Consider the following 16,612-nt stretch of genomic DNA (forward strand, 5'->3'; position numbering starts at 1 on the left):
ATGAATATATTTAATGATCATAAAAAACTGTATACAACAGCAGGTGCTTTGTTTTTGGGACTAACATTCCTTACGGCAATTATGCCCGCTCTTCAAAATCAAAAAAACACTGAACCTCTGCCCGAATCTAAACCATTAAGTGGTGATGCTTTAGCCGGTAAAATGATTTATATATCCGAAGGTTGTGTTGCTTGTCATTCACAACAAGTAAGAAATATAGATATGGACAAAGTATTCGGCTCTCGCCCAGGAATGGCTGCTGATTATGCCAATATAGAAAGAACCAGTTTTTGGCAAAACACGGCAACATTAATGGGTACCGAAAGAACAGGCCCGGATTTAACCGATGTAGGAAATAGGCAATCAAGTATAGATTGGAATTTAATGCACCTGTTTAATCCTCGTACCGTTGTTAAGCAATCCATCATGCCATCCTACGAATGGCTGTTCGAAACAAAACTTCATCCTACTAAATCAGATGTTGTTGTAAATGTGCCTCCAGAATTTTTAAAGGGTTTACACGGAAAACTAGTTGCGAAAAAAGAAGCCTTACAGTTAGTTGCATATATACAATCTTTAAAACAAATTCCATTACCAGACGGATCTAAAACTCCAATTTTTTTATACAAGAAAGAAACCAAGGTATCACTTGAGTCTAATTCGAATAGCGATGCTGATGGAAAAACGCTTTACATAGCCAATTGTCAAAGCTGCCATCAAGCAAACGGCGAAGGCCTTAAAGGTGCATTCCCTTCATTAAAAGGGAGTCCTATTGTTAACGGAGACAATTTAGAACTATATGTAGATATTATTATGAATGGCTATGATGCCCGAGCAGAATATGGAGTCATGTCCGCAGTGGGCACAAACATGGAATTCAGCGAACATCAAGTTGCGGCAATTATTAATTACGAAAGAACAAGTTGGGGAAATACTGGTAAAAAGGTAAGTCCTGAAGAAGTAAAGAAAATAATGGATTTTATTAAAATTAAAGCGACAGCAGCAAAATGAAAAAGAAAATTGTGATACTAATTATATTTCTGCAAACACTTGCCAACGCTTGCCCTGTTTGTGAAAGACAACAACCGAAAATTTTGAGAGGCATTGTGCATGGTACTGGTCCTGATAATAGTTGGGACTATGTAATCGTTTGGTCAATTGCAATTATAGCAATGTTGACACTTTTCTTCTCAATAAAATGGCTTGTTAAGCCAGGTGAGAAAAACAAATCACACATTAAGTATTTTATTTTAAATAACGATTAAAATGAGCGCCAATAGTAAAGTAATAATATTCTTAGACGACGAGAAAATTCCTTTTGGGGAATTTGAAGCTCCAATAAATTTTGAACTCGATACGCGTAAGTTGGTTGATGGAGCTCATAATCTAAAAATAGTCAGCAAAGATCCATTAGGTAAAGAAGGCATCCGCCTCATTCCATTTACAGTCCGAAATGGACCTGCTATTGCTGTTGAAGGTATTTCAGAAAACGAAGTAGTAGATGGCGTTTTACCAATTATGATAAATGCCTATGGTAAAGGTGATCAAAAAAGATTTTTGATTGAAGGTAGTGAAACTCCCCAAAGCATACCTGCTTGGCTTTGGGCTTTAATTATTGGCTTCGTAGGCTGGGGAATCTATTATGCAGTAACCGCTTTAAATACACTTCTATAATGAAAGAAATAATAACCATTGAGGATATAAAATTATTGGTCGATGCGTTTTACACAAAAGTAAGAACTGACAGTTTATTGGCTCCAATTTTTAATGATAAAATTCAAGATAGATGGCCAATTCATTTAGAAAAAATGTATCGTTTTTGGCAGACCGTTTTATTAAATCAACATACCTATAACGGCAGTCCATTTGTTCCTCATGCTAAACTTCCTGTAGACCAACATCATTTCGATAGATGGCTATTATTGTTTTACCAAACAATAGATGAAAATTTTAGTGGGGAAAAAGCAACAGAAGCCAAGTGGCGAGCCGAAAAAATGGCCGAAATGTTTTATCATAAAATTGAATACTATAAAAGCAATCCAGATAAATTAATCTTATGACAGCAGCTACAAAAGATCCATTAGCATTTGCCGTAATTTATTTATGGATAGGTTTTGTCTGTGCAATCAGTTTTATGGAAGCATGGTTAAAATTTAGAGCGCCCGGTGTAAATCTACAAATTGGATTAGGTATCGGAAGATTAATTTTTAATGCCTTAAACAAAGTAGAATGGGTTTTTGCAATCGCATTAATGATTAGCTTATTTAATTCAAAAGATACTATATATGCACCTTCTAATTTATTCTTTTACCTCCCACTAGTATTGCTAATTATACAAACAACTTGGTTGTTGCCAACCTTAGATACAAGGGCTCAAATGCATATAGATGGCAAGGTAGTACCCGCTTCAAACCTTCATTTATATTACGTTGGAATTGAAATTATAAAAACAATTTTCCTTTTTATTTACAGTATTAAATTTTTAAAATAATCAAATATGGAACAAACAATCATTCATCAAATTGAAGAAAAATATAAGAATTTGGGCGAAAATCCTGAAACATACTTAAAAGGCTTACTACAAGCAAAACCAATTAACTATTGGGATTACGTTGAAGTTGATACGCTATTATCATTACAAAAACCACGTACAAATTTTAAAGATGAAGAAATCTTCATTATGTATCATCAAGTTACAGAATTGTTTTTAAAATTAATGATTCATGAAATTAAACAAATTGTTTATAGTGATTCAATTACAGAAACATTCTTAATTACAAAAATGAGTCGGCTTAATCGTTATACCACGATGTTAATCAATTCGTTTGACGTTATGAAAGATGGCATGGATTACGATGACTATAATACATTCAGAACAACCTTAGCGCCAGCAAGTGGTTTTCAAAGTGCTCAATTCAGATTAATAGAAATTTATTGTACTCGTATTAAAAATTTAATTAATCAAGAAGGTAAAAAACACATCTCAGATCAACCATCAATCGAAGAATATTTTGAACATATTTATTGGAAAGATGCTGGATTAAACCGGAAAACTGGAGAGAAAACACTGACTCTAAGACAATTTGAAGAAAAATATCTTGACCGTTTTATATCTCTAGCTAAAAAAGTAAAGGGAAAAACAATCGAAGAACAAATATTAAAAATTGAAAACCCATCTAATGAACTCACACAAATTTTGCGAGAGTTTGATTGTTTGTATAATATTAAATGGCCACAAGTTCATCTTAACACAGCTAAACAGTATTTAGACAAAAAAGGCGAAAATCAGGCAGCAACAGGTGGTTCTGAATGGAAAAAATATTTACACCCACAGTTTCAACAACGAAAATTTTTCCCTGAGTTGTGGACAGAACACGAGATATCAGAATGGGGAAAATCTACTAATATTTAAATGAAATGAATAAACCAGAAGTAACATTACTCAAAAAAGGGGTCGTATTTAAAATATTACAAGTAACAGGTGAAAAAGATATGCAGATGCCTAAACATATCAGTACCAAAGAAGCAGTTATTGTTATTGAAGAAGGTAATGCAATCATTGAAATAGCCTCCAAAGAGCGTTTATTAAAAAAGGGTGATTCAATGATAATTCCAGCTACCGTTCCACATTCATTATTAGTAATGACTAGTCTTAAAGCAATTGTAATGATGCCAGTTGAATCAGAAATAGAATTTATAAACTAAAAATTAATAACATGAATACCACTAAAGAAAAAACAATTGGTGAAATGGTAGCAGACGATTACCGCACCGCAGGAGTGTTCCAATCATTCGGAATCGATTTTTGTTGTAAGGGCAATCAAACGATAGATGAAGTTTGTGAAAGCAAAAGTATTAGTAAAAGCTTATTGTACAATGATCTCGAAAAAGTAAAGATAAGTGAAGATAATCCAGCAACAGATTACAAGTTTTGGCCATTGGATTTATTAGCTGATTATATTGAGAAAAAGCATCACAGGTACGTTGAAGATAAAACACCTGTCTTAAAACAATACCTTGATAAAATATGTACAGTGCATGGTAAGAACCATCCAGAATTATTTGAAATAAAAGATTTGTTTAATCAATCTGCGAGCGAACTCGCTGCTCACATGAAAAAAGAAGAGTTGATTTTATTTCCGTTTGTAAGAAAAATGGCAATTGCAAAACAAGAAAATCAGCCCTCTCCTCAGCCTCCTTTTGGAACAGTTCAAAGTCCCATAAAAACAATGATGCACGAGCATGATACCGAAGGCGAAATATTTAGAAGAATCGAAAAATTAACTGATAATTATACACCGCCACTTGATGCTTGCAATACATATAAAGTAACATTTGCTTTGCTTAAAGAATTTGAAACTGATTTACATCTTCACATTCATTTAGAAAACAACATCTTGTTTCCAAAATCAATCGAGATGGAAAAGGAAGTTAAAAAAGAATACTAAAATATATTTAAGCAAAAATTTCAATAGGGAAATGTCTTAAAATAGATGTTTCCCTATTTTATATTTTAATGCTAATGTCTAAAATCAAATAATTCATTGTTTTTAATTGCCCCCGTGAGTCAAATAAAAGATATAAAAATAATTTTAATTAAAGGGGGTCAAAAAATCCAATTTTTAACTTACACTAATGAGTATAGAAGCCTGATGGAGCTTTTATCGGATAAATTGTATCTAGAGAATTTTGGCGAATGTAAAGGCATGGGACGTTGTTGTACTTGTCTGATTAAAATAAATTCTAAATTCCATAAAGTAAACGATTTTGAAGGAAATGAATTAGCTACTCTTAAAAAACACAATTTTAATAATTTAAATGATAGGCTTTCTTGCCAGATAATAATTGACCAAAATTTAGAATTAATAGAAATAGAATTATAATCATGAAAAATAAACTTAAAAATTACAAAGTTGATGTAACTGATTTAGATTGGAAAACAGGTCACGTAAAGGGGTTTTTAGGAAAGGAATTCATTCAGTTATCAAATGGCGGAGTTAAGTTAATTAAAATTGATCCTATGTCAGTTTATCCTGAACATTTACATCCAGATAAAACAGAATATGCCTATGTAGTTTCAGGAAACCCTGAATTTTCTATTGATAATGAGTATTTTATTGACAAGTCAGGTGATTTTTTTATTTTTCCGTGCAATGTTAAACATTCAATAAAAAGCAATACAGTCGTTGAATGCCTTGTTTTAATAGGCTCTATTAATAATTAAAACTAGTGATAATGAAAACAGTACCAATTAAAAGAAGCATTGCTTTACAACCCTTAAGTCGTGAACATCATCATGGCTTACTGCTATGTTGGAAAATAAGAACAGGGCTAAAGAAAGGTATTGATATCGATAGGATAAAAAAATATTCAGATTGGTTTTTCAAGAATAGTTTGTTAACCCATTTTAATATAGAAGAAGAGTTCGTTTTTCCACTATTGGGCAATGAACATGAGTTGGTCAAAAAGGCACTAACAGACCATCGAAGATTAAAACGGCTCTTTGAAGACACAACGGATATTGAAAAATCTCTAAGTCTGCTTGAAGAGGAACTTGAGAAACATATTCGTTTCGAAGAAAGAGTATTGTTTCCTGCAATAGAAACAATCGCAAATGAAAAAGAACTACAGCTCATTATGGAAATTCATTCTGAAGACAGTACTTATGAAGATTGGGGAGATGAATTTTGGAAAATAATTCGTTAACTAGGTGTTAATGTGATTTAAATCATTCAAAATAGTTGTTAAAATAATTGTGGGGGAAAGAAATGTTTAATACTTTTGTAAGTGAATACTAACTTACATTAAAATTATGAAAGGAAAAAATAACATAGCTATCGGTTTTCTTGTAATGGGATTGTTTATGGCATATGGCTTTTTACTAATCTATTTAAGAGACTTTGCTCCCGGTAAGGACGAGTGGATTAACTCTTACTCAATAGGTAAACACTTTGAAACAAGATTAGCCCATGTACACGGTAATCTTTTCGCCTTCTTAAATATTTTGATAGGTTACTTACTATTACATTTTAAAAATCAACTTAAAAACACAACGGTAATTTCTTGGCTTGGTTTAATTGGTCTGTTAATGCCAATAGGGATTCTGTTAGAAGTGTATTTAGGTGCGCCTCCTGTATTTGTGCTTATTGGCGCAATTAGTATGACGGTGTCAGTAATTTGGTTAGGAATATCTTTTTATAAAATGAAACTTGAAAATGAAAAATAATAAATTCTCTGAAAGACAAATAGAAATCATTGAAGCCGCTACCAAAAGAATTGATGAGCATGGCATTCAGGATTTAACGATTAAAACACTTGCTGCTGATTTAAATTTATCAGAAGCAGCATTATATCGCCATTTTAAAAGTAAAAACGAAATATTACTTGGCTTGTTAACATACTTTATTGAGGAAATGAAAGGGAGGCTTGATGTAATACTTTCTAATAAAGATCGCAGTCCATCAGAACTTTTGAAAGCTCTGTTTGATTCGCAATTAAAAACATTTGTACAAAAGCCTTCGGTAGTTAGTGTTATTTTTTCCGAAAGTATTTTTCAATTTAATAAAGAATTGTCATCTACGGTTTCATCCATGATGGAATTGATGCAGAATCATATAGAAACCATTGTGAAAAAAGGTCAGGCAAATGGATCTTTTAGTAAAATAGTGGGCGTTTCAACAACAACAACAATTATAATGGGTGGGATGCGAATTACAGTTCTTAAATGGAAACTATCAGGTCATAAATCAGATTTGATAAAAGATGGAAATAAAGTATTAAATGGCATATTAAAAATGGTAGAAACTAATCATTAACAAACAACTAATGAAACCAATTATTTTAAAAGCAGCAGCAGTTATCATTACATTATTTGCATTAATTACTCTATTTATGAGTACGTCTGTAATATTTGATTTGTTCGGAATAAGAGCGAAGGAGGGTAATTATGTATTGTTTGTTGTAGTCTCCAATTTTATTGCAGGTTTCCTATATCTGTTTGCTGCATATGGATTATTTACAGAAAAAGCGTGGGCTACAAAATTACTTTTAATCACAACAACAATCCTTATTGTGAGTTTTGTTGGTTTGTTAATTCACGCAAATACAGGTGGAATTTACGAGCAAAAAACGATTAAAGCCATGCTTTCTCGTATTGCTATTACAGGCGCATTTGCAGGCATATCGTGGTTCTTTATAACAAAAAAAGATTAGCATAAATGAAAAAATATTTGGCAATATTAATTGTGGTTCTTATGGGTATTACCTATGGCTGCAATAATCCTGTAAAGGATGAAAATAGTGAGATTTCGAATATTAAATCTATACCATCATCCAAGGAAAGCGAACACCAACATACAGAGAGCGACTCCATTGAATTAAACAACGGAGCTAAATGGACGGTTGTTCCTGAAATGATGGCGCATATTAGGAACATGGAATCAGACATTAATCGTTTTGTTGAAGCTAAACATACAGAACTAAAGGACTTCACACAACTTGGTGCAAGTTTGCAAAAAAACATTGATCTCTTAACTTCAAATTGCACTATGGAAGGAAAAGCCCATGATGAATTACATAAATGGTTGTTGCCTTATATTGATATGGTAGACAAATTGAATAAATCAAAAAATAACGATGAGGCATTGCAAACCTTTGAGGAAATAAAAGCTTCTTATAAATTATTTAACATATACTTTGAATAAAAAAGAAATCATGAACATAAAATCAATCCATACCGAAGAAAAGCCTGTCAGCGCAAAGAAATTATTTTCTACAACTGAAGGAAATGTAACTGCTTTACAAATCAAAGCAAACGGCACATTAAAAGAACATATAACAACTGTTCCTGCATTACTTATTTGTATTAATGGCAATGTAGTTTTTAAAAATGAAAAAGGGGTAACAGAAAACCTTTTAAGTGGCGACATGGTTAACATTGAGCCAAACGTAAAACATTGGGTAGAAGGAATAGAAGACACTCAATTACTATTAATCAAATAAAAAAATTTGCCTAATTATGTTAGTAAACACTCACTTATTAAAATTGAAATTATTAATGGTTCTCACCATTTTAATTTTCACAACCAATTCTGAGGCTCAAAATTGGTCACTAAAGCAATGTATTGATACAGCATTAGTGCATAATAAAACGTTGAAAATAGCACAAGGCGATATTGAGATTGCCAATGAGAGAAACAAGGAAGCAAAAGGTGGTTTAGTACCAAAATTGTATGGCAATGTTGACTATCGGTACTACACCGATCTTCCGTATCAGTTACTTCCTGCATCCGTTTTTGGTGGACCGGCAGGCGTTTACAAAGAGGCTCAATTTGGTGTTCCTCATAATTTAAATGCAAACCTAACTCTTGATGTGCCTTTATACAACCCTCAAGCTATTGGAGCAATTACGATTTCAAAAAGAGCAAAAGAATTAAATCAAATACAGTTTCAACAAACCGAGGAGCAAGTGGTATTTGATGTTTCTAATTTGTATTACAATGCACAGTTAGTATCAAATCAGATTGTGTTTATCAAAAACGGATTAAGTAATAGCGAAAAACTACTTAGCAATATTCAATTGCTTTACTCACAACAAATGGCAAAGGGTACAGATGTAGATAAAATTAAACTTCAGCAAAGTCAGCTAAACACACAATTAAGTAAGGCGAATGCACAGTATCAACAAATTCTTAATTTGTTAAAACTTCAATTGGGCATAACACCAACCCGACCAATTACAATTGAAGAAACATTTAGCACATCGTCAGAAGTAGTAAAATATACAAGCAAACCAACCTCTGATATATTATTGTTTAATACGAAAGAACAGCTCTTAAAATCTGAATTAAAAACATTAAAACTTTCACATTTACCTTCTTTTTCACTTTATGGTACTTATGGAACTACCGGATTTGGAAACTACAGTGGTACAAATGATTTCTTTAAAACGTACCCGATTGGATTTGCCGGGGTAAAAATGTCTTGGATGATATTCTCCGGTACTACTTTAGAACACAAGGTTTTTCAAAAGAGAGAAGAGATAAAGCAAAATACAACTCGATTAGAATTATTAAATGATAAACAAAACGTTCAGATAGAAAATGCACAAATGCAATATGAAGTTGCAAATTCTAATCTATTAAATGCAAAATCACAATTGACATTAGCAGAAACAATTTATTCTAAAACACTTATTCAGCAAAAGGAGGGTGTTGCATCATTAACAGATGTTTTACTTTCAGATAATACCCAAAAGGAAGCACAACAAAATTATTTGTCGGCATTGGTAGATGTGATGAAGGCAGACTTAGAACTAAAAAAAGTATCAGGAAATATTTTAAAAACGAAATAAATTAATAATTAAAAATAACAGATAATGAAAAAGGTTTTATACATCATCATACCATTGGCATTAATTGCAATTGTAGTCATAAAATTAAAAAGTAATAAAGAAATCGTAAAAGATAAAGTTTATCAATATGATAAAGAGCAAGCTATCCATGTTCAGGTAGATACAATCAAATCGGAATTAATAGGAGCTGAATTTGCTTATTCAGGAACATTTGAACCTAATAAAGAAACTAAGCTTAGCGCTGAAATACAAGGCAAGATAAATGATGTTTTAGTTGATGTTGGAACTTTTGTAACAAAGGGGCAATCATTAATTCAGTTAGATAATTCACTATTGAAATTGCAATTACAATCAGCGGAGGTTCAAGTTGAAGGATTAGAAGCTGATGTAAAACGATTTACTGTTTTAGCGAATGCAGATGCTGTACAAGGGGTTCAATTAGAAAAAGCAGAGTTAGGTTTAAAATCTGCAAAAGTTCAAAGAGCAACTTTACTTGAACAAATTAATAAAACAACCATCAAAGCACCGTTTAATGGAGTGGTTACTGCTAAACTTACTGAAGAGGGAGCATTTGCCGCACCGGGTGTGCCATTGCTTCAAATTACAGATATTTCAGTTTTAAAATTTACCGTTAATGTTTCTGAAAATGATTTGAGTTCATTTCAATTAAATCAAACCTTCTCGATTAATGCAGATGCTTATTCGGATGTGCTATTGTCGGGTAAAGCAACAATGATAGGTAGTAAAGCCAATATGGGCAGTAGTTTTCCTGTTCAGTTTATTGTAAGTAACACCTCCGATTTAAAAATCAAATCGGGAATGTTTGGTAAAGTAAATTTGAAAAGTGAAAATCAAAAAACAGGAATCATTATACCGGCTTCTGCTATTGTTGGATCGTCAAGTCAACCTCAAGTTTATAAAGTTAAGAACGGAAAGGCTGTTCTAAATAGCATAAGTATTGCGCAAAAAATAAAAAATAAAACTGTTGTGGCAAAGGGATTAGAAGAAGGTGATGTGATTGTAACAAATGGATTTATTAATCTATTTGACAATGCGAATGTAACTGTTAAATAAAATTTGAATTATGAATATTACAGAAATATCAATAAAACGTCCATCGCTGATAATTGTTCTTTTCAGCGTACTTACCTTATTGGGAGTTATAGGATATAAAAATTTGAGTTATGAATTGATGCCTGATTTTAATCAACCTGTTGTGGTTATTAAAACGGTGTATCCCGGAGCAGAGCCCAACGAAGTAGAAACTTCGGTGTCACGAAAAATAGAGGATGCTTTATCTAATTTAGAAGGAGTGGATTATTTGGTAACTAAATCTTTACCAAACGCATCTATCATTATTGCCAACCTGAAATACGGAACTGATTTGGATAAAACCATGCAGGATGCTCAACGCTACATTGACAATATTCGCAAAGATTTACCGCAGGATATTTTAAGTCCGGTAATGAGTAAGGTTTCTCCTAATGATTTACCTATCATGTCAATTAGTGCAACAAGTAACTTGCCTGCAACAGAGTTTTATCAAAAAATGAAAGACGAGTATCTTCCACAAATTCAACAAATAAAAGGGGTTGCAGAGCTTACGATTTTAGGTGGTGAAGAAAGAGAGATACAAGTAAAAGCAAACCGGGATAAACTGAAATTATATAAAATTTCATTGTATCAGGTTGTTGAGGCTATTAATCGTTCAGGCTTAGACTTACCTGCCGGAAAAGTACAAACGGATCAGGAGAATAACTCCGTTCGTTTAACCGGAAAATTTGCAACAATTGATGATGTAAAAAATGTTCAGGTGGCTATGCCAATGCTCGGCAGCCCAGTCTATGTAAAAGATGTTGCTCAGGTAGTTGATGGAATAAAAGAAACGACATCTATCAGTAGATACAATGGAAAAGATGGCATTGGAATTCTATTAAAAAAACAAGGCGATGCAAATGCTGTTGATGTTTCAAAAATGGTTCGTGCAAAATTTAAAAGTATCGAAGCACAAAATAGTAATTCCTCTGTAAAATTCATCATTGCAGATGATAGCACCGACAATACAATTGCAGCTGTTAATTCTGTTGTATTTGATTTGGGATTAGCAGTTGTTTTAGTTTCTTTAGTAATGCTATTATTTTTAAGAAGTTTCAGAAACTCTTTAATTGTAATCATTGCAATACCTACCTCTTTGGTTACAGCTTTTGCAGTTATGTGGCTTTTAGGATACACTCTAAATTTAATGACCTTGCTCGCCATGTCTTTAATTATTGGAATCTTGGTTGATGATGCTACAGTGGTGTTGGAAAACATTCAAAGGCATTTAGATATGGGAAAAGAAAAACGTACTGCCTCAATGGATGGGCGTATGGAAATTGGATTTTCTGCATTGTCGATCACATTGGTTGACGTGGTTGTGTTTTTACCGATATTGTTTTTACAAGTATTTGTGGCAGATATGCTCAAACAATTTTCAGTAGTTGTAGTAACTTCAACCTTAACGAGTTTGTTAGTTGGCTTTACGCTTACACCTTGGTTGGCATCAAGAATAGGTAAGAAAGAAGATTTACAACCAACCAACTTCTTCAATCGTTTTTTGCTTGGATTTGAACATCAATTAGAAAAATTCACCAATTGGTATGGCAAACAATTAGAATGGGTACTCAGCCACAAATTAATTTTTACAGGAATAGTTGTTTTACTTTTTGCGGTTACTTTGGGAATAATGAAACAAGGTATCATTGGTAAAGAGCTTATCTCTACCGGAGATCAGGGTAAATTTCGTATGGCTTTAGAGTTTGACAAATCAACTTCCATTCAACAAAACAATTTAATCGCTCAGAAAATAGAAACCTATATTATCAAGCAAGCAGATGTCTCTACTGTGTTTAGTAACATAGGTGGTCCGAGTACAGGCATTGGAAGTTTAGGTGTAGGATCAGCTAATAAAACTGAATTTACTATTCAGTTAAAATCCGCAAAAGAACGCAATAAGCAACCTACTGAAGAGTTTATGAAAAAATTGAGGGAAGAATTAAAAATGAAATTCCCCGGAATAAATTATTCAATGGCTGCATTAGGATTGATACCACGTTCAGCTCCAATTGAAATTACTTTAAGCGGCAGTAATTTAGATTTAGTAATGAAAACAGGTAATGATTTAAAATCGGTGATTGAAAAAATACCGGGTTCAGATAATGTACGTTTATCAGTAGAACAAGGAAGTCCCGAATACAAAATAATTCCTGACAAAGATAAAATGCAACGATTAGGATTAACGACAGCTTATGTTGGCATGAATTTAAGAACAGCTTTTACTGGCAATGACGATGCAACATTAACAGAAAACGGAACAGAATATCCTGTAAGAATTTGGTTTGACGGTTACAGTAGACAAAGCTATGAAGATGTACAACGCCTCTCAATTGTTAATCCAATGGGGTTACCAGTAGAAGTATCGCAGTTTGCAACGGTAGAACGAGATAATTCACCATCCTTATTGGAAAGAAAAGATCGTCAGCCAGCGGTAACGCTTACGTCTGACGCACTTGGTAGACCTTCGGGAACAGTTGCTGATGATGTAGTTGCTTACCTTAAAAATAACCCATTACCCGATGGAATTCAAATGACTTGGGGTAGTGATATCAAAAGACAAAATGATAGTTTTGGTGCATTGGGTTCGGTTCTATTAATCTCGTTCCTATTGATTTATTTAATCATGGTTGCTTTATATGATAGTTTCGTTTACCCATTTGTGGTATTGTTTTCAATTCCTGTAGCTGCTATTGGTGCGTTTTTAGCATTGAATTTATCATTAAACAATCTTAGTTTATTTGCTTTGCTCGGATTGATTATGCTCATGGGATTAGTAGTAAAAAACGCTATTTTAATTGTAGACTTTACAAATCAATTGAAGGCGGAGGGAAAACATTTCAAAGAAGCATTAATAATTGCGGGAAAAGGTCGTATGCGTCCAATCTTAATGACAACCATTGCAATGATTATAGGAATGTTGCCAATTGCCCTTGGCAAAGGAACAGCAAGTGAATGGAAGAACGGTTTGGCATGGGTAATTATTGGTGGGCTGTTTTCATCCTTGATATTAACTGTTTATTTAGTGCCAATGGTTTATTATTTAGTAGATCGTTTAAAAGAAAAAATTACAAATAGAAAAACGAATTAAAATGAAACAATTACTCTTATTCGCACTAGTCAGCATATCATTATTGACCTTATCTTCATTTAATAACCAAAAGGGAGAAAACTATTCTTTAACCGTGGAAGTAAATGGTCTACAAAACTCGAAAGGTATTGTCCAGTTTGCATTATATAATAAGGACGGAACGATTCCTGATGAAGATTACAAAAAGTGTTGTAAGATATTGAAAGAAAAAATACAAAATGGATCATCTAAAGTAACCTTTAGTAATCTTCCGGTAGGTAAGTATGCTGTAAATATTCTTCACGATGAAAATGAGAATGGTGAGATAGACAAAGGGTTTATTTTACCAATAGAAGGGAATTGGGTTTTCGAATTATGAATCAATTGGATTAACAAACCGCCCCAACTTTTCAAAAGCAAGCTTTGAGTTGAATTGTGATAAGAAAATCTCAGTAAAAGTCATCTACATGTAGCTATCGAGAATCTATTACAGTATTTTAGCATTGTGAAAAAATCAACTATTTATATTTCTAAAATGGATTGCCCTTCAGAGGAAAACATGATCCGACTAAAATTGCAAGGTCTGCATTTTATGAAACTTGATTTTGACATCCCTAATAGAAATTTATATGTGTACCATGAAGGTGATATAACGTCTATTTTTAATGCTGTTAACGACCTTAAACTTGGGGCTTCATTAATTGGTAGTGAAGAAAGTAATTATACCCATGTTAGCGAAGACCATTCAAAAGAAAAAAAATTACTGTGGACAGTTTTATTGATCAATCTTTCGCTTTTTATTTTGGAAATTATCGCAGGGTTTATTTCAGAATCAATGGGATTAGTTGCCGATAGCCTTGATATGCTTGCTGATGCTATGGTCTATGGATTAAGCTTATATGCTGTTGGTCATTTAGCGTCTAAAAAGAAGCAAATTGCTAAAATGAGTGGATATTTTCAGATGGCATTAGCTCTGTTTGGAATAATTGAGGTTATTAGAAGGTTTTTGGGGATTGAGGAAGTTCCCGAATTTCAATTAATGATCATCATTTCGCTTTTCGCCTTAGTAGGAAATGCGGTTTCACTTTACCTTCTTCAGAAATCAAAAAGCAAAGAGGTTCACATGCAAGCAAGTGTAATTTTTACGAGTAATGATGTAATCGTAAATATTGGAGTTATTTTAGCTGGTGCAATTGTTTATTTCACAAATTCCAAATATCCCGATTTAATTGTGGGCTCCATTGTTTTTATTTTGGTCGCAAAAGGAGCAATAAGAATTCTTAAACTATCTAAATAATATTTTTTGAATTAAGGCAGGAAATTCCCCTCCCCCTTAGAACTTGAAAATCATCAGTAAAACTTGATAAATTTACCGGGAATAAGTTCGGAATCAGTTTTCAGGGTTAAAATTAAAACTCCTTACCTTCCTTTCAACAGCAAGCTTTCACTTAAATAGCGTTAAGAAATTCGTTGTAAAGTCATTTACCTGAGACCCTAAGGGGGGATCTTACAGTAAAATTACCGTAAAATACGATAATAGCCCCTATTTCTGACCAACCCTAAACACCTTGCAGAAGTGACTTATCGCCCGTAAATCAGCTAAAAATCGCTGAATTTCAGCATCTTTCAATTCTTCAGGGTTTTCGTTGGTTATTTGGTTCGAACAGGGTAAATTTGAGCCCGCAATGAATCAAATAAAGTCCCGTTTTTACGGGACTTTTAATTTTTCTATACAGTTCGTAATAGAAAAATTCAACTATTTAACTAATACTAAAAACCTATGAATAGAATGAAACGATACTTTAAAATTGCACTATTAGGCTTTCTTATGTCTTGTACAAACAATTCGAATGAATCAAAAGAATCTATTTTAAATGATATACAAAAAGACAGTTCAAGTGTGGAAAAAATTGAACCAGAAGAAAATGCAAGCCCATTGGTATTTTTAGAAGATGATTCTATTGCATTTTACAATTCAACCATTGCTGAAGAAAAAACAATAAAAGAATATTGTGAATGCGCCCAAAAGAAGGGAGGAACAAGTTCTGCATGCAGAGATTTCATTAAAAAATTAACAGTCCATCAAAACAGAACTGATGAAATACTAAATAAGTATCTAAACAGTACAGCAATTTTTGAAAAATTGAACTTAAGGGTTTCTGCTTTAAATAAAAAATTTAATGATTGCAACAACTATCCTTCAAAATAAATGAAATCTTAACCTATCTAGTTCTTTAATTTTTCATTTAGACAAAATCCGATGGCATATGATTTTAAAATAGAATTCATAGTTGTTAACCCCTACAAAATTTAAGTATTTATTTATTTTATTACTTCCATACTTATTGTATATGCTGCGCTGATTCACTAATTCAAAAAAGAATGCATTTTCAAATTTGACCATCTCGTACTTACCAGTAAAATCGGCCCATCGATGAAAATAATCAGTGTTGTTTGTATAAATATAAATCCCACTTTCGGTCCCGAGAACATTAAAGCCCTTTCGTTTCACTCTTGAATAATACAACGCTCCCAAAACGACAAAAAGAACGAATGAAAGTATACCAATAAAAAGTAAAAGATTACTTAGATTTAATGCATTCAAAACGTTAAAGATGAAGGAAAAGATAAAACAGAATTGAAATTATTGAAACGACTAAAAATCCAAACCCGATTTTGAGATTAGGTTTTTCCTTTGCCATAGAATAGCTAGATCTTGTCTGAAAAAAAAACACTCTTTCGCCCTCAGGATGATTAACTTTTTTTGCATAGTAATTTGACAAAAAAACAATTTCCTTATACGTATCTATTTCAAAATGCTTTTGATATTTACTAACAAAAATGCCATCGGTATCAACACATCCAAACTCAACAATATGGCTAGGGATAGAAGTCGAGTCTCTTCCCCATGGATCTTCAAATACTAAAATTTTTTTAATATTAAAATCTAATTTAATAAGACAATCCGTGCTGTTTAATTTAAATTCATACTGAAAAAGGCTCATCCTTTGAAATATAGTTTATTTAAAAATACAAAAAAATAATTCCCATAACGAATAGTTAACACATTTCTAACAGCAATTTCTAAAAATTTCAAT

General features: G+C 32.6%; 22 protein-coding genes and 1 pseudogene. 22 read left to right on the plus strand and 1 reads right to left on the minus strand.

Annotated features, from left to right (window positions below):
• The 22 genes and pseudogenes from IPP64_15730 to IPP64_15835 all read left to right on the plus strand — a co-directional run bounded on the left by IPP64_15730 (window position 1) and on the right by IPP64_15835 (window position 15,723).
• Window positions 1-1,011 carry a cytochrome c gene (locus tag IPP64_15730; protein MBL0330810.1) on the plus strand — a complete coding sequence of 337 codons (1,011 nt, stop codon included), beginning with the start codon at window positions 1-3 and terminating at the stop codon, window positions 1,009-1,011.
• On the plus strand, window positions 1,008-1,265 hold the full coding sequence (locus tag IPP64_15735; protein ID MBL0330811.1) for a hypothetical protein: 258 nt from the start codon (window positions 1,008-1,010) through the stop codon (window positions 1,263-1,265). Before IPP64_15730 ends, IPP64_15735 begins: the two co-directional genes overlap by 4 nt.
• A gap of 1 nt (window position 1,266) precedes the next feature.
• Window positions 1,267-1,674 carry a cytochrome C gene (locus IPP64_15740; protein ID MBL0330812.1) on the plus strand — a complete coding sequence of 136 codons (408 nt, stop codon included), beginning with the start codon at window positions 1,267-1,269 and terminating at the stop codon, window positions 1,672-1,674.
• Entirely contained in the window at window positions 1,674-2,060 is a 387-nt protein-coding gene (locus tag IPP64_15745) for a group III truncated hemoglobin (protein MBL0330813.1), read from the plus strand. Before IPP64_15740 ends, IPP64_15745 begins: the two co-directional genes overlap by 1 nt.
• Window positions 2,057-2,491, plus strand: coding sequence for a hypothetical protein (locus IPP64_15750; protein MBL0330814.1), 435 nt, complete (start codon window positions 2,057-2,059; stop codon window positions 2,489-2,491). The genes IPP64_15745 and IPP64_15750 overlap by 4 nt, the downstream gene beginning before the upstream one ends.
• Before the next feature lie 6 nt (window positions 2,492-2,497).
• Window positions 2,498-3,412, plus strand: a complete 915-nt coding sequence (locus IPP64_15755) for a tryptophan 2,3-dioxygenase (GenBank protein MBL0330815.1) — start codon at window positions 2,498-2,500, stop codon at window positions 3,410-3,412.
• 5 nt (window positions 3,413-3,417) lie between these two features.
• Window positions 3,418-3,705, plus strand: a complete 288-nt coding sequence (locus IPP64_15760) for a cupin domain-containing protein (GenBank protein MBL0330816.1) — start codon at window positions 3,418-3,420, stop codon at window positions 3,703-3,705.
• 11 nt (window positions 3,706-3,716) lie between these two features.
• A complete protein-coding gene (gene ric, locus IPP64_15765; protein MBL0330817.1) occupies window positions 3,717-4,448 on the plus strand; it encodes an iron-sulfur cluster repair di-iron protein in 732 nt (243 codons plus the stop codon).
• 114 nt (window positions 4,449-4,562) lie between these two features.
• A complete protein-coding gene (locus tag IPP64_15770) occupies window positions 4,563-4,883 on the plus strand; it encodes a 2Fe-2S iron-sulfur cluster binding domain-containing protein (protein MBL0330818.1) in 321 nt (106 codons plus the stop codon).
• Window positions 4,884-4,885: 2 nt separating this feature from the next.
• Window positions 4,886-5,224, plus strand: a complete 339-nt coding sequence (locus IPP64_15775) for a cupin domain-containing protein (protein ID MBL0330819.1) — start codon at window positions 4,886-4,888, stop codon at window positions 5,222-5,224.
• An 11-nt stretch (window positions 5,225-5,235) separates the two neighbouring features.
• Window positions 5,236-5,706: a hemerythrin domain-containing protein gene (locus tag IPP64_15780; GenBank protein ID MBL0330820.1), complete on the plus strand. Its 471-nt coding sequence runs from the start codon at window positions 5,236-5,238 to the stop codon at window positions 5,704-5,706.
• A 106-nt stretch (window positions 5,707-5,812) separates the two neighbouring features.
• The gene (locus IPP64_15785; GenBank protein ID MBL0330821.1) at window positions 5,813-6,226 is read left to right on the plus strand and encodes a hypothetical protein; all 414 of its coding nucleotides are present in this window, start codon (window positions 5,813-5,815) and stop codon (window positions 6,224-6,226) included.
• Complete coding sequence (locus IPP64_15790; protein ID MBL0330822.1) at window positions 6,216-6,815, plus strand: TetR/AcrR family transcriptional regulator; 600 nt, start codon at window positions 6,216-6,218, stop codon at window positions 6,813-6,815. The genes IPP64_15785 and IPP64_15790 overlap by 11 nt, the downstream gene beginning before the upstream one ends.
• 10 nt (window positions 6,816-6,825) lie before the next feature.
• Window positions 6,826-7,212, plus strand: coding sequence for a hypothetical protein (locus IPP64_15795; protein ID MBL0330823.1), 387 nt, complete (start codon window positions 6,826-6,828; stop codon window positions 7,210-7,212).
• 5 nt (window positions 7,213-7,217) lie between these two features.
• Complete coding sequence (locus IPP64_15800; protein MBL0330824.1) at window positions 7,218-7,703, plus strand: hypothetical protein; 486 nt, start codon at window positions 7,218-7,220, stop codon at window positions 7,701-7,703.
• Window positions 7,704-7,713: 10 nt separating this feature from the next.
• The gene (locus IPP64_15805) at window positions 7,714-8,001 is read left to right on the plus strand and encodes a hypothetical protein (protein MBL0330825.1); all 288 of its coding nucleotides are present in this window, start codon (window positions 7,714-7,716) and stop codon (window positions 7,999-8,001) included.
• Window positions 8,002-8,017: 16 nt separating this feature from the next.
• Complete coding sequence (locus IPP64_15810; protein ID MBL0330826.1) at window positions 8,018-9,352, plus strand: TolC family protein; 1,335 nt, start codon at window positions 8,018-8,020, stop codon at window positions 9,350-9,352.
• A gap of 24 nt (window positions 9,353-9,376) precedes the next feature.
• Window positions 9,377-10,426 (plus strand): efflux RND transporter periplasmic adaptor subunit, encoded by a 1,050-nt coding sequence (locus IPP64_15815; GenBank protein MBL0330827.1) that lies wholly within the window; start codon window positions 9,377-9,379, stop codon window positions 10,424-10,426.
• Between the two features lie 10 nt (window positions 10,427-10,436).
• Window positions 10,437-13,535 carry an efflux RND transporter permease subunit gene (locus tag IPP64_15820; GenBank protein ID MBL0330828.1) on the plus strand — a complete coding sequence of 1,033 codons (3,099 nt, stop codon included), beginning with the start codon at window positions 10,437-10,439 and terminating at the stop codon, window positions 13,533-13,535.
• Between the two features lies 1 nt (window position 13,536).
• Window positions 13,537-13,987 (plus strand): annotated as a pseudogene (locus IPP64_15825) (DUF2141 domain-containing protein).
• A 32-nt stretch (window positions 13,988-14,019) separates the two neighbouring features.
• The gene (locus IPP64_15830; GenBank protein MBL0330829.1) at window positions 14,020-14,811 is read left to right on the plus strand and encodes a cation transporter; all 792 of its coding nucleotides are present in this window, start codon (window positions 14,020-14,022) and stop codon (window positions 14,809-14,811) included.
• Between the two features lie 483 nt (window positions 14,812-15,294).
• On the plus strand, window positions 15,295-15,723 hold the full coding sequence (locus tag IPP64_15835; protein ID MBL0330830.1) for a hypothetical protein: 429 nt from the start codon (window positions 15,295-15,297) through the stop codon (window positions 15,721-15,723).
• A gap of 400 nt (window positions 15,724-16,123) precedes the next feature.
• Here IPP64_15835 and IPP64_15840 read toward each other — a convergent pair whose 3' ends face one another.
• Window positions 16,124-16,519 (minus strand): hypothetical protein, encoded by a 396-nt coding sequence (locus IPP64_15840; protein ID MBL0330831.1) that lies wholly within the window; start codon window positions 16,517-16,519, stop codon window positions 16,124-16,126.
• Window positions 16,520-16,612 lie beyond the last annotated feature (93 nt).

Source organism: Bacteroidota bacterium, assembly GCA_016722565.1.
GTDB lineage: Bacteria > Bacteroidota > Bacteroidia > 2-12-FULL-35-15 > 2-12-FULL-35-15 > 2-12-FULL-35-15.

Excerpts from the sequence above, each read along its gene's own strand:
- IPP64_15730 (MBL0330810.1), top strand. The coding sequence starts at position 1 with ATGAATATATTTAATGATCATAAAAAACTGTATACAACAGCAGGTGCT.
- IPP64_15735 (MBL0330811.1), top strand. The coding sequence starts at position 1,008 with ATGAAAAAGAAAATTGTGATACTAATTATATTTCTGCAAACACTTGCC.
- IPP64_15740 (MBL0330812.1), top strand. The coding sequence starts at position 1,267 with ATGAGCGCCAATAGTAAAGTAATAATATTCTTAGACGACGAGAAAATT.
- IPP64_15745 (MBL0330813.1), top strand. The coding sequence starts at position 1,674 with ATGAAAGAAATAATAACCATTGAGGATATAAAATTATTGGTCGATGCG.
- IPP64_15750 (MBL0330814.1), top strand. The coding sequence starts at position 2,057 with ATGACAGCAGCTACAAAAGATCCATTAGCATTTGCCGTAATTTATTTA.
- IPP64_15755 (MBL0330815.1), top strand. The coding sequence starts at position 2,498 with ATGGAACAAACAATCATTCATCAAATTGAAGAAAAATATAAGAATTTG.
- IPP64_15760 (MBL0330816.1), top strand. The coding sequence starts at position 3,418 with ATGAATAAACCAGAAGTAACATTACTCAAAAAAGGGGTCGTATTTAAA.
- ric (MBL0330817.1), top strand. The coding sequence starts at position 3,717 with ATGAATACCACTAAAGAAAAAACAATTGGTGAAATGGTAGCAGACGAT.
- IPP64_15775 (MBL0330819.1), top strand. The coding sequence starts at position 4,886 with ATGAAAAATAAACTTAAAAATTACAAAGTTGATGTAACTGATTTAGAT.
- IPP64_15780 (MBL0330820.1), top strand. The coding sequence starts at position 5,236 with ATGAAAACAGTACCAATTAAAAGAAGCATTGCTTTACAACCCTTAAGT.
- IPP64_15785 (MBL0330821.1), top strand. The coding sequence starts at position 5,813 with ATGAAAGGAAAAAATAACATAGCTATCGGTTTTCTTGTAATGGGATTG.
- IPP64_15790 (MBL0330822.1), top strand. The coding sequence starts at position 6,216 with ATGAAAAATAATAAATTCTCTGAAAGACAAATAGAAATCATTGAAGCC.
- IPP64_15795 (MBL0330823.1), top strand. The coding sequence starts at position 6,826 with ATGAAACCAATTATTTTAAAAGCAGCAGCAGTTATCATTACATTATTT.
- IPP64_15800 (MBL0330824.1), top strand. The coding sequence starts at position 7,218 with ATGAAAAAATATTTGGCAATATTAATTGTGGTTCTTATGGGTATTACC.
- IPP64_15805 (MBL0330825.1), top strand. The coding sequence starts at position 7,714 with ATGAACATAAAATCAATCCATACCGAAGAAAAGCCTGTCAGCGCAAAG.
- IPP64_15810 (MBL0330826.1), top strand. The coding sequence starts at position 8,018 with ATGTTAGTAAACACTCACTTATTAAAATTGAAATTATTAATGGTTCTC.
- IPP64_15815 (MBL0330827.1), top strand. The coding sequence starts at position 9,377 with ATGAAAAAGGTTTTATACATCATCATACCATTGGCATTAATTGCAATT.
- IPP64_15820 (MBL0330828.1), top strand. The coding sequence starts at position 10,437 with ATGAATATTACAGAAATATCAATAAAACGTCCATCGCTGATAATTGTT.
- IPP64_15835 (MBL0330830.1), top strand. The coding sequence starts at position 15,295 with ATGAATAGAATGAAACGATACTTTAAAATTGCACTATTAGGCTTTCTT.
- IPP64_15840 (MBL0330831.1), bottom strand. The coding sequence starts at position 16,519 with ATGAGCCTTTTTCAGTATGAATTTAAATTAAACAGCACGGATTGTCTT.